11 protein-coding genes are annotated in these 12,580 nt (G+C 28.5%); all 11 read left to right on the top strand.

All coding sequences use genetic code 11. The features are described 5' to 3' along the window. Positions 1-169: 169 nt before the first annotated feature. Positions 170-1,561 (top strand): Mu transposase C-terminal domain-containing protein, encoded by a 1,392-nt coding sequence (locus HGI79_RS23585; RefSeq protein ID WP_313885247.1) that lies wholly within the window; start codon positions 170-172, stop codon positions 1,559-1,561. Beyond that, a complete protein-coding gene (locus tag HGI79_RS21370) occupies positions 1,554-3,206 on the top strand; it encodes an ATP-binding protein (RefSeq protein WP_185652693.1) in 1,653 nt (550 codons plus the stop codon). Before HGI79_RS23585 ends, HGI79_RS21370 begins: the two co-directional genes overlap by 8 nt. 2 nt (positions 3,207-3,208) lie before the next feature. Beyond that, the gene (locus tag HGI79_RS21365) at positions 3,209-4,780 is read left to right on the top strand and encodes a TnsD family Tn7-like transposition protein (RefSeq protein WP_185652692.1); all 1,572 of its coding nucleotides are present in this window, start codon (positions 3,209-3,211) and stop codon (positions 4,778-4,780) included. 240 nt (positions 4,781-5,020) lie between these two features. Beyond that, a complete protein-coding gene (locus HGI79_RS21360; RefSeq protein ID WP_185652691.1) occupies positions 5,021-6,118 on the top strand; it encodes a dsDNA nuclease domain-containing protein in 1,098 nt (365 codons plus the stop codon). Then, complete coding sequence (locus HGI79_RS23420) at positions 6,099-6,224, top strand: hypothetical protein (RefSeq protein ID WP_278046746.1); 126 nt, start codon at positions 6,099-6,101, stop codon at positions 6,222-6,224. Before HGI79_RS21360 ends, HGI79_RS23420 begins: the two co-directional genes overlap by 20 nt. Then, positions 6,184-7,896 carry an AAA family ATPase gene (locus HGI79_RS21355; protein WP_185652690.1) on the top strand — a complete coding sequence of 571 codons (1,713 nt, stop codon included), beginning with the start codon at positions 6,184-6,186 and terminating at the stop codon, positions 7,894-7,896. Before HGI79_RS23420 ends, HGI79_RS21355 begins: the two co-directional genes overlap by 41 nt. Positions 7,897-8,301: 405 nt before the next feature. Further along, positions 8,302-8,517 carry a hypothetical protein gene (locus HGI79_RS21350; protein ID WP_185652689.1) on the top strand — a complete coding sequence of 72 codons (216 nt, stop codon included), beginning with the start codon at positions 8,302-8,304 and terminating at the stop codon, positions 8,515-8,517. Positions 8,518-8,596: 79 nt separating this feature from the next. Continuing rightward, the gene (locus HGI79_RS21345) at positions 8,597-9,196 is read left to right on the top strand and encodes a hypothetical protein (RefSeq protein ID WP_185652688.1); all 600 of its coding nucleotides are present in this window, start codon (positions 8,597-8,599) and stop codon (positions 9,194-9,196) included. A 75-nt stretch (positions 9,197-9,271) separates the two neighbouring features. Then, positions 9,272-9,787, top strand: a complete 516-nt coding sequence (locus tag HGI79_RS21340) for a hypothetical protein (protein ID WP_185652687.1) — start codon at positions 9,272-9,274, stop codon at positions 9,785-9,787. 375 nt (positions 9,788-10,162) lie between these two features. Continuing rightward, positions 10,163-10,678: a hypothetical protein gene (locus tag HGI79_RS21335; protein ID WP_313885246.1), complete on the top strand. Its 516-nt coding sequence runs from the start codon at positions 10,163-10,165 to the stop codon at positions 10,676-10,678. Between the two features lie 263 nt (positions 10,679-10,941). After that, entirely contained in the window at positions 10,942-12,423 is a 1,482-nt protein-coding gene (locus HGI79_RS21330) for a leucine-rich repeat domain-containing protein (protein WP_185652686.1), read from the top strand. Positions 12,424-12,580 lie beyond the last annotated feature (157 nt).

Raw genomic sequence — 12,580 nt, 5'->3', positions numbered from 1 at the left:
GTTTCCATAAATACCAGCTATACATACATAAAAAGAACATCCATAGATTTGATTTACACAAATCTATGGATGTTCCCTAAAAATACCTATCTTAAAAAACAAAGAGGAAATTCCAACAATTGAACAATTTAGATACTGGTTTAAAAAGGAAAGAAATTTTAAAAAAGAAGTGACATTAAGAAATAGTGCAAAAAAATATCAGCAACAACATAGAGCTGTTCTTGGAAGTTCTTCTCTTGAAGCATTAGGACCTGCGAGTATTTATGAGATTGATGCAACCGTAGCAGATGTATATTTAGTTTCAAGATATAACAGGAATTGGATAATTGGAAAAGCTGTAATTTATACAGTTATTGATAGGTTCTCACGAATGGTTGTAGGATTAAATGTTTCATTGGAAGGGCCATCGTGGTTGGGAGCGATGGTTGCTTTAACTAATGCAATGAGTGATAAGGTAGAATTTTGCAAAGAATATGGAATTAGTATTTCTCAGGATATGTGGAATACCAAGTATCTATGTGATACTTTAATAGCTGACAGAGGAGAGCTTGAAGGTTATAATGTGGAAAACTTGACAGGAAATTTAGGTGTCAAGGTTCAAAATACCCCCAGCTTTAGGGCAGACTGGAAACCCTTCGTGGAGCAATACTTTAGGTTAATTAATCTAAGGGTAAAGCCACTATTACCAGGAGTTATAGATGAAGATTTCAAACAACGTTCTGGAAAGGATTACCGTTTAGATGCAAAACTTGATTTGTACCAATTCACTCAAGTGATTATAAAATGTGTGCTCTATTTTAACAATTATCGGTATTTAAAAGGGTTTAATAGACATGAATTAATGATACAAGATGACATAGAGCCAATTCCATCCAACATATGGAATTGGGCCGTAAAAAATGTAGCAGGAAAGTTAAGAACACTACCAGAGGATATAATTAAGCTTAACTTACTACCCCAATCTAACGCAGTAGTTACAGAGAAAGGAATTAGGTTTAAAGGTGTCCTATATGGCTCTGAGAAGGCATTGAGAGAAGGATGGTTCGAAGAAGCAAGAAATAATGGTCATTTTCAGATAAAAGTATCTTATGATCCAAGAAATTTAAATTTTATTTATATAATTACTGATAAAGGTATGAATTTTGAAAAGTGTTTTCTGTTAAAGCATCAAGAAAGATATATAGATAGAACTGTTGAAGAAATAGAATATTTGCTTCAGAAAGAGTCTCTTGAAATAAAGAGTGGTTCAAGCAATGAACTACAAGCTAAAGTAGATTTATTTTCAGAGATAGAAGATATAGTAAAAAAAGCTGAGTCATTAACAAACAATGCACAAGATGTATCAGCAAGTAAGGCAAGTAAGATTAGAGATATCAGAGCAAATAGAGAAGTTGAAAAATCCATAAATAGAATTGAACAAGCATACGAACTTGATAAAAGAGAAGAAAAATTAGGTGAGATTATTGATTTTCAAAATAAAAATGATACTTATGAAGTGATAAGTGATATGGATATTTTGAAGCAAAGACAAAGGCAAAGGAGAGAAAGATTTAATGAGTAAGATACTTTTACCCCATGGTGTTGAAGCAGAAATAGCAGAGTATAAGGAGCAGATTATATATGATTATAAGGGAAATCCATTGATTGAGGCACTACCACCAATTATGGATAGAATAGAGGTTGTTGATAAATTGGCAGTTTATCCTGCTTATAGCGAAAGTGAAAGGATGTTAGAAGCTCACTATAGGTATCACTGTATTCAACGACTATTCCAGTATTTTCAGCCTTTAAGTGTTACATTGGAATTAGAAAGCAAAATATCCAGAATTATTAGGGGAGGATATTTATGTAGAAATCCTTATAACCCTGAATTTATTAGAACGGTAAATGAGGAGTATAAGTCTATTATAGCTAATGGCGATATAAATAGTAATCAGTTTTTTAGTAGTACAGCATCGAGTTTTACAATTATTGGATGTAGTGGGATTGGTAAAAGTACAGCGATAAATCGCATACTCTCCACCTATCCTGAAGTAATTGTTCATTCAAATTATAAAGGGAAAAACTTTAGTATGTATCAAGTTGTATATTTAAAGTTAGATACAGCCTTTGATGGAAGTATAAAAGGTATTTGTTTAGAAATAATGGACAAACTTGATAACCTTTTAGGTACTTCGTATTATAAAAAATTCAGCACAGGTAGAATATCAACTAATGCTATGCTCCCTGTAATATCTAAAATTTGTAGGCAGTGTTCACTTGGCGTTATTATACTTGATGAAATACAACATCTCAGTATGGCTAAAAGTGGAGGTTCTCAAAAGGTATTGAATTTTTTTGTAACATTAATCAACTTAGGGTTTCCAGTTGTTATGATTGGTACTCCTAAAGCCACGGGTATTATAAGTGGAGAATTTCGTCAAGCAAGGAGAAGTGAAGGGGCTGGTGGAATGATACTAAGTAAAATTGAAAAAGGTGAAAGTTTCCGTTTATTACTTGAAGGATTGTGGGACTATCAATGGACAAGAAAATTTGTGCCTTTAAATGAAGAATTTATAGATACTATGTATGACCTGAGTATAGGAATCACAGATATAATCATTAAAATATTCATAATGACACAAATAAGGGCTATTAGCAGTGGAAAGGAAGAAATTTCAGTTGTATTAATGAAGCAGGTGGCAGATGAAAATTTAAAACTTGTTCAACCAATGCTTAAGGCATTAAAGTCTGGAAATATCAATAAAATTGCTAAGTTTGATGATATTGCAGATATAAATATAGATGGGTTTATTAGAGCTGAATATTCTAAAATTGATTTGAGTAGAAAAGTTAAAGAGCTTCAGCAAATGAAGAAACAATCGCAGGAAAATAATAAGGAAGTAATTAAAGAACAAGTAATTATGAGATTAGCAGAATTAGATATAGATTATAAAAAGGCAGATAAATATGTTGAAAGAGTTATGAGCAATGAGGCTGTAGAATTAAACTTCAATAGTGTTATGAAACAAACTCTAAAGAAAATATTAAATGAAGATAATCAAGAGAAGAAAATAAATAGACAAAGTAAGAAGATTGAGGTTAAGAAAAATGATTTGCGTTTCATGGTTAAGGAAGGTAAAAAGAATAACATTACTGCTTACCAAGTATTAAAAGATGAAGGATATATAAAAGATTTTAATAGTATTTTTGAAAGGGTGGGATAAAATTGATAAATTTTCCTACCCCTTATCCAAATGAGTTATTGTATAGTGTATATGCACGATACCATTTTCGTAGTGGAAACTTGAACTATGAATCTACCTTAAAAGACCTATTTGGCAAGGTTATACATGTTTCAGGTATAGAATTTTCATTTGCTATTAATAGGTTATTAAGTAATTTGCCTATAGGTTCAAGATATAATGCAAAAGATTTTATTCAAAATAATACATTATATCCTTTTTACAGTGCTTTTTTACCTAAAGAAAATGCAGATACTATATATTCTCTAATGCTTTCTGATATAGGAACAGGACTACAAGTTAAGAGTGGGATATTAACGTCAGGGATTAAAAAAAATGAATATTTAAGGTTCTGTCCAGAGTGTTTTATGGAAGATATTGTTAATTATGGGGAAACATTTTGGCATAGGAATCATCAAATTCCAGGATTAATTGTATGTAGTAAACATAAGTGTTTTCTTAAAGATAGCAAGGTTTCAACTTTTATTGATATTAAGAGAGGATATTTTACTGCAAATGAGGAGAATTGCATAGATGATTTAGACTGCTTTGATAAATTGTATAGTAATGGTACATATCAGGAGATTGAAGGTAGAAGAAATTTAATAAAACATGATGTTTTAGATAGGTCAATTAAATTATCTGAAGGCGTTGAGTATCTGCTGAATCACAAAATAAAAAATCAAGAGATACAGTTTTTTATTAATAAGTACATAGATGCACTTAAATCAATTTCACTAACAACAGATGGAGGATTTATTTATCCAGAAAAATTACAGGAAGCTTTTTTGAAGTATCATGGAGAAGCATTTTTAGAAATGACACAATCAAATATAGATATTGAAAACGGATACAACTGGTTAAGGTTGTTTTTAAGAAAAAATAAAAGTATAAGACATCCTATAAGACATTTACTATTCTGTCAGTTTGCAGGAATAAACTTAGAAGGTTTATTTAATTATAACCAATTAGGCACTGGTAGGGTGGCTTCAAAAGTAACTTATGAGCCTTATAGAAAAAAGGAAGATGTTCGCAGAGAATGGTTAAAGCTAATTGAAGAGAATCCAGGAAAATCAAGAGGTGAATTAAGTGAATTAAGTAAGGGGAATCATATATGGTTATTAAGATATGACAAAGAATGGTATAACAAAGTTTCACCTAAAAGGAAGAAAATGATTGTTCCAGAGAATAAAAAAGATTGGAATAAGAGTGACAAAGAGATACTATCAATAGTAATAAAGGCTGTAAATGAAATGTTAGCAAGTAAAGAGAAACCAATAAGAATAAGAAAAGGTTCTATTATCAGGTATATTGCCAATGATGTGAGGATTAAAAGTTTGGAAAAATTGCCTTTAACAAGAGAATATATAAATAGTGTAACTGAAACATTAGATGCTTATAGGGAAAGGAAAATGAAGTGGGCTATTCAGGAATCAATTGAGGAAGGTCATGGGGTAACTATGTGGAAGGTTATTAGGAAGATGGGGATAGGTGTGAAAATAAGTGAAGAATTTAAAGAAAAAGTAGTAAAGGAAATAAATAATTTTGACGAGTAATATCTGAAATTTAAGAGAAGAATATCTTAAGAAGTATGAAGCTTTATCTAAGGCATATACTTCTTATTTTTTTATTTGATATAACAATTATTTAGTTTTGAAAAATATATAAAATCAATGTAATTTATAGGAGAGAATAATTTGTAAACTGCAGACTTATCATGTAATAATATTCATAAAATTGTAATTTATTCTTTATATTGCTATAATAAGGTTATTAAATGTTTACGGAGGTTATATATGTTAAACACAGTCCTTTCGTGTAATTTAAGAGAACAAGCAGGGGCAAATAGCTATGATAGGTTTGAGTATCAAGTGCATTGGATTGTTTACCATATGATACAAGAATTCAAGAAGGGTAATGAGTTTTTAGTATTTTGTGAATTCCATGATGATATGGTGAAAAGTAATTGTATAAAGAATCCTAAGTGTCTTGAATTCTATCAAATAAAAACGAGTGAAACTAAGAAGGAATGGAAACTAAAAGAGTTATTTAAGGCTGATAGAAAGAGTCATTCTTTTTTAGGTTTTATATTTTATAATTTTAAAAAATTTAATTCAGAATGTAGCAAGTGTCATTTTGTCTCTAATATTGAAACTAATGAAAGTATTCGTCAATGGCAGTCTATTATTGAAGATGGAAAGCTGTTAAAGGATGAAGATAATGCACTTTATGAAGAAATAAAAACATTATTAAAAAAAGAGTATAAAAAAGAGGATGACAAGATTTTTGATGAAGTTTTTGATAGATTTATACAGAATACATACATATATTGTGGGGAGTTACCACTTAAGCAATATGAAAAAATTGTACTTGCAGAATTTATGGATTTGCTAAGTGATAAAAACATATATGTCTCAAGTAGCAATAAAATTCTTAAGGACATTATTCAGAATGTAAGAAATAAAAGTAAAACTAAAATAAAAACACCTATAAGTTTTGAATCTTTACAAGATAAAAAGGGTGTATCTTCAGAGATGCTTAAAGTAATACAGGATAAGATAGAAGACCAGCCCAAAAAAGAAGATTTATATAATGATATTGAACAGTCATTAAAAGAAAGTGGATATAATACATTTTACTGTAGGAACATAACGAGAAGATTAAAAAAGCATCATAGTAAGATGCTTGATATATCTAATTCCTTGTATATTGATAGCTGTACAAGTATTTACTCTGCTATAGATTCTATAATAGATTCTAACCAGTCAAAAGTGCAGGATTTAGAGTACCTGAAAGGGAAAGTGCTTTCTGATTGTAGTAATATTGTACAAGCTGATAATGACATGGATGAAGTTTTATTGGAGGCAATATTATATGAAAGATTGTTGTCATAGTAATATAAACAATTATAAAAAGTTAATTAGGCATTTGAGATTGAAAAAAGAAGAAGGGGAACAATATGGAAAGGTTTCTGATAAAAAAGCTAATAGTAATAAGTGATAAAGAAAAGGCATCCTTTGAAGCAGAATTTGATAAGGGACTTAATATAATAATTGGTGAAAATAAAATGGGGAAATCATCAATAATTAAAAGTATATTTTATACATTAGGCTGTGAAACAGATATGGAAGGCTCTTGGAAGGAACTTATTGATAATTATATATTGTTTTTCTATTATGGTTTAGAAAGCTATTGTTTGATTAGGCGGGAGAAAAAATATAAGATATTTAAAACTGATGATGTGACCTCTAAGTTTGTTTTACTTTGTAATGCTGAGAACTATAATGATTACACTGATTATTTATTAAAAGAGATATTTAATATTGATGTGGAGCTAATTGATAAGAATGGAAAAACAGTAAGTTTTATACCGCCACTATTATTTAAGTTCCAATACATAGACCAAGATAAAGGATGGAGTGGGTTAGCAGATAGCTTTACTAATTCTAAATATGTAAAAGCTCCTAAAAATTTTGCTATTAAGTATATAATAGGCTATCAAGGAGAGGAGTATTATAAAGCTAAGAAAGATATTGAAATTGTTAAGATGGAAATTGGAAGTTTAAGGGTGAAACAAAATCACTTTAATGAACTGGTTGATAGTATGACAGAATCATTAAACTCAAAAGGGATTGATATTGAGGGTAAATCCTTAGAAAAACTTAAAGAAGAAGTAGATAATATAATAAATCAATTAAGTTGTGTTGAAAGAGAAAAAATATTAATAAATGAGTCAATATCAGAAATAAAAAATAACATATATGAAAAAACTTTGGAGCTTAATTTTCTTAAAAAATCAATTGAGCACTTAGAGAAAGACCATAGCTTTGCATTAGAGCAGGGTGAAGAAATAAAATGCCCAGTTTGTGGGATGATATATAATAACTCTATTAGTGAGAGAGTAGAAATAGTGAAAGATATACAATCGGGAGATGAGCTAATTAGTAGTTATAGAAGCGATATTAACGGTATGCAGGATAGCTTAGATATTGAAGTGAAAAAGAAGCTTGAATTAATGAAAAAAGTAAATGGATTAAAAGTTCAGCTAACAAAATTAAAAAAAGATATAAATATTGCTGAATTATATAAAAATGAAGGAAGAAGAGAAATTTTCAATGTAAGTGTCAATGAAAAACAAAAGTTAGAAGATAATATTTCTGCTAAAGAAATAGAGAAGAGTGGTTATGAGTCAGAGGTTAAGAAATTAGATTCTCGAAAAAGAATGAATGACATAAAAAAGGACTTTAAAGATATTTTTGAAAAAGTGTTAGAAAAGGTTAAGGTTAGTAGTTCTTCTATTAAGCTAACTGGTTTTATTCAGAAGATAGAAAATACGGGTAGTGAAAGACCAAGAATTATCCTTTCTTATCATTTGGCATTATATTTATATAATTTGCAGAGAGGAGAAAACCCCTTTAATTGGTTAGTTATAGATACACCTAATCAGCAAGGGCAAGATGCTAAAAATCTTAAGAATATTGATTCACTTATAAGCTTAATGTTGACTGATAAGGGACAAGTAATAATGGGAACTGAAAGAGAAACAGGATATGAAGATAAAGCAAGTAAAGTTATTAGGTTAACAAAATATAAAAGATGCTTAAGTTCAGATACTTATGACAAGCATAGAGAGCTTCTATCAAAGTTAGAGGATTTAGCATTATTTAATTAAGAATAGGTTTAGTACGGAAAAATTTCATTATTTATAGTAGTATTAACAACATTATATTATATCAAGTAATGGTAGATAATTATAGAAAGCAACAAGTATACAATAATGTCCCAACTTACTTGATAAACACAAAGAGGTATAAAGGTGAAGATGTCAAAGAGGTTGAGGTAACACATATCTATTTAGGCATCATTTTAGGGTCTTCCAGTTATCTTATAAGTATAGTTTTTACTGATGAACAAAATATGTTATGTCGGTATGCTGGTTATAATAGAGTATATTAAATAAGGGGAGCAGGAGTATCAAATAAAGGTGAATATTTTGAGTAATATAAGGGGTCTAAAGAATATAATAAGAAACTGCGTCACAGTTTTTCTTATTGTTACATTTTAGGGGGGATTTTAATTGGAGAGAAGGTTTAGTCTCTTGTTTGGTATAATTGGAGGGTTGTTTCTTACGCAAATAAATGGATTATTAGAATTACGAATGGCTTTTGGAAGCATGAATGGATATGTTACGGATTTTGTATTTAGAATACTCTCAGTCATAGGTCTTATATGTATTATATACTTTAGCATTTTATTAATTATTGATACTTTTAAGACAGTACATAAGAAGTAGAAATAGTTTAAGATATTATTTCACAACTTTCTTATTATAACTTATTACGGTTTGTATTAAAATCAAAAGGAAGGATACGATGGAAAGAAAATTAAACCGCAAAATAATAATTGGCTTGTTTTTGATTGCTTTATTAATAATTTCACTTAATTTAGTAGGTGGATATAGATTTACACCAATTCAGGCAATTAAGTCATCACCATTTATTAAAGGTGATATTAGAATATTTGGAGAGGTTGATAGGGATTGGACTAAAGTATATCTACTTGAAGCACAGAACGGAGTAAAAACTGCTGTAGCAGAAAAAAGAGGATTAATGTGGAGTTGCCCATCAGTTACATACTTTTATGATGACATCATAAAAAATGACAAGGTTAAAACTGTTGGATGGGCAAGTATTGCTGATGGAAACGGCAGACACATTACTGTTTTTGCTGTTCAAACAAATGACCCAGATGTTAAGTTTATTGAGGCAGGTCCTAATTCAGATAGACAGCGAAAAAACATTGCTTTAAATGAAACTGTCATATTCACATGGGACAAGATGCTAAACAATGATATAAATGCAATTGCTTTTGATAAAGATAACCTGCAAGTATATAAATATGAGTATAATCCTAAACATTTAAATTTTACAGATTCAAAAGAGTTAAGATGGTATTCATTAAATAATAGATAGTTGTGTAATTTTCTTGTATTATGAATGATTGTAAAATAGGGTGACTTAATAATTAATAAGAGTGGGGGATTTAGTTTGAGAAATAAAAGAAATATTTATATTTTATTAGGTATAATAGCCTTAATAGTTATAATGATGTTTCTTTATCTTTCAACTTTTGTACAGCCAAAAATAACTTTTACTGCTGAAATAAATAAAATAAGCGATGAAGACTATAAAAGAATAATGAATAATAAACAAGTAATATCATCAGATAATGGCATTGAAAAATTTAGACATATAGATTTAAAAATAAATGTAATCAGTCCACTTGGTATTATCAAACATGCTAACATAGAAAATATTCCTTCACAGCAATTTTTACTGCAACAATACTTAAAGGATAATAATAAAATAACAATGCTTGGTGGTGGGTGTTTTTCCATGGGCAATGGAACGGAGTATAGCGAAAATGTGGAGATTTACCTAAAAGGTATATCTGATGATGAGTTAAGAACTATTCTTGAAAATTTTAGAATTGTAGTTTTATGGGAGAATATATGGAATAAAAAGGACAGTAAAATTTTTTATCTCAAAGATTACTTGGAATAAAATTACTTTACAGTATTTTTATTTTATCTTGTGACCAAGGTGCAATTTATCACTATGCAAAGTTGATATAGAAAGGAAGACTTGTATGGAAATTAATTATATTACTGGCATTGTTACTATTATTAATCTAATAATTATTTTAGTTTTATTGGGTATTGGTATTTATGGGTTCGTGTTATTTGTAAAACTTGCTAAAAGAGGGATTAGGGCGTTTGATATTTATATAAATGAAAAGACTAATAATAAATTGTAAGTATGTATTTTCCTATTTTATCCATAGGCCGCAAATCTATGATAAATGAATATGTGTAAGATTTTGCGACTTTAGTAATTCTGGTTCGTATTTATTTATAAATATATAAAGGGGTGATTATCGTGAGATTATTTGAGAAAGTAATGTGTTTGTGCCTGTTTTTGATTGCATTTTCATTTGTCGGTTGCAACTCAACAAGCACTAAAAATCAGTTACCAGAATCAAAACCAAAGGATTTCAATTTTGTCTTTAATTATGGTGTGAATGCTAAAAATCAATTGGATACAGCTAAAGGACAGTTTACTAAAGATATGGTTTTAGAGCCATCAATTACTACAAACTTAAAATTATCAGATGATGAAATAAGTACAATATATTCAGAAATGAAGAAGATTAATATTTTAGACTATCCCGATAACTTTAACCCCAAAAGCAATACAATTCAAACTCCGTATGATACTTATTCTATAAAGATTATTATTGAAGGCAAAGAAAAATGTATATATTGGAAAGACGAAAGTGTATCTGAAACTAAAGAGGCAGCTCAGTTAAGAAAACTCTTTAAAAAAATTCAAGAGATAATAGTTAATAAGGAAGAATTTAAAAAATTGCCTGAAGCAAAAGGAGGATACCAATAAGGCATAATATTCTTATAGAACGAAATAATATTATATTATTTTTGAGAGCATTAATTGCTCTTTCTCCATTTATTACCCATAAATATTTCTATTACTACTTTTATAATTATAAGCCTGTATAGGTTTCGTAATTATACATTTTGAAATTATGGGATACATAGTTAAAGGTTGAGAAGTAAGTAAAAATCCTATAAGTATATAAATTTTGTTTATTGTAAAGATAAAATAAACAAAATTTATATATAATCAAGGAGATTTATAATGTGAATGAGAAACTCTATAAAATACTTTTTCTTAACTTAACCACTTTTATATTGTTGCTGAGACCTTTAAATATATATGCATCAAGTAGTTCTTTAATTAAAATTACATCAATGAATGGTGTTATTGGAGTACAAGCCGATAAACAAATATACTTTCAAGATAAAAATTTAGAAAAAGCAATAAGAGATAAAATAAATAAGCCTAATGGAGAAATTTATGAGAGTGATGTTAGAGAAATTCAAAATTTAACTATTCAACATCAAAAAATCTCCAGTTTAGAAGGAATACAGCATTTAACTGCTCTAAAAAAGTTAAAATTATGGTTTGATGAAGTATCCAGCATTAAACAGTTAAGTAGTTTAACTAATCTGGAGTATTTACATTTAGGCTATAATCAGATAACTGATATTAGTCCATTGAGCAGTTTAGTTAACTTAACAGAACTAAACTTAGAAAGTAATAAAATTACTGATGTAAGCCCGTTGGCTAATTTAAATAGGCTAAAAACTTTAAGCTTGTATAATAATAAAGTGAGTGAGTTAGAAGCTTTAAGTGGATTAAAACACTTAGAAAATTTGGATTTATATATTAATAGGATTGAAAATATAGAGCCTTTAGGGAAGTTGATTAATTTAGTAGATTTATCATTAGGAATGAATAAAATTTCAGATATTAATTCATTAAAAAATTTAACTAAGCTAACAACACTGGAGATAGCTCAAAATTTTGTTGCTGATATCAAATCTTTAAGTTATTTATCAAATCTGAAGTATTTAGATTTATATGGAAACCAAGTAACAGATATTAGACCTTTGAATTCTTTGAAAAATTTACAATACTTACAGTTATCTAATAATAAGATTAATGCTATAGAAGGATTAAGTTCACTAAATAATTTGAAAAATCTATTTTTAGATAGGAATGAGATTAAAGAACTAAAAGGATTAGGTTCTTTAAAAAATTTAAAAAATTTAAGATTAGGATACAATAATGTTAATGATATAGATGAATTAAGTTCTTTATTTACATTGGTCAGATTAAGTATTAACAATAATAATATCACCAATGTTAATGGATTAAGCCAATTGAATAGTCTAAGAAATTTAGATATATCAAATAATCAAATAAAAGATATTAGCCCAATAAGGAATTTACCCAATTTATTATTAACTTCTATAGAGTTTACAGGCAATCCTTTACCTGAGTATGTATTTAAAGACAAACTAAATCAACAATTAATTCTATCTATGTTATCTCCATATATAGAGGAGGCAGTTAAAAATTATTATGGTGAGCTTAGACAATATATGGATGCGGGAATTATAGATATTGAACAAACTAAAGATGGATATAGATTAAAAGTTAGAATAGAAACATTTGTAGGACCACATAATCCTCCATATGGGGTAGATACTTTAACTATAACTAAAAACAATGGTGAGATAAAAGTAGAAGAATTTAAACATGAAAATGTAAATTAAAACTAAGATTTTTAATATAAAATTTCCATTTATACAATAGAAATTTAAAAACCTTATTCCTTAATCCTTAAATCTATCTATGTAGCCCAAAAAAATAGTTCTGACACTTAAAAAAAAGTCCTGACAATGAAAAAAAAGTTCTGACAAAAAAACGGAA

It is taken from the genome of Clostridium sp. DJ247 (assembly GCF_014231265.1).
Note: the sequence above shows the minus strand (reverse complement) of the source record. Positions and strands in the feature narration are given on the sequence as shown.

Coding starts and splice junctions, on each gene's coding strand:
- HGI79_RS21370 (WP_185652693.1), top strand. CDS start 1,554: ATGAGTAAGATACTTTTACCCCATGGTGTTGAAGCAGAAATAGCAGAG.
- HGI79_RS21360 (WP_185652691.1), top strand. CDS start 5,021: ATGTTAAACACAGTCCTTTCGTGTAATTTAAGAGAACAAGCAGGGGCA.
- HGI79_RS23420 (WP_278046746.1), top strand. CDS start 6,099: ATGAAAGATTGTTGTCATAGTAATATAAACAATTATAAAAAGTTAATT.
- HGI79_RS21355 (WP_185652690.1), top strand. CDS start 6,184: ATGGAAAGGTTTCTGATAAAAAAGCTAATAGTAATAAGTGATAAAGAA.
- HGI79_RS21345 (WP_185652688.1), top strand. CDS start 8,597: ATGGAAAGAAAATTAAACCGCAAAATAATAATTGGCTTGTTTTTGATT.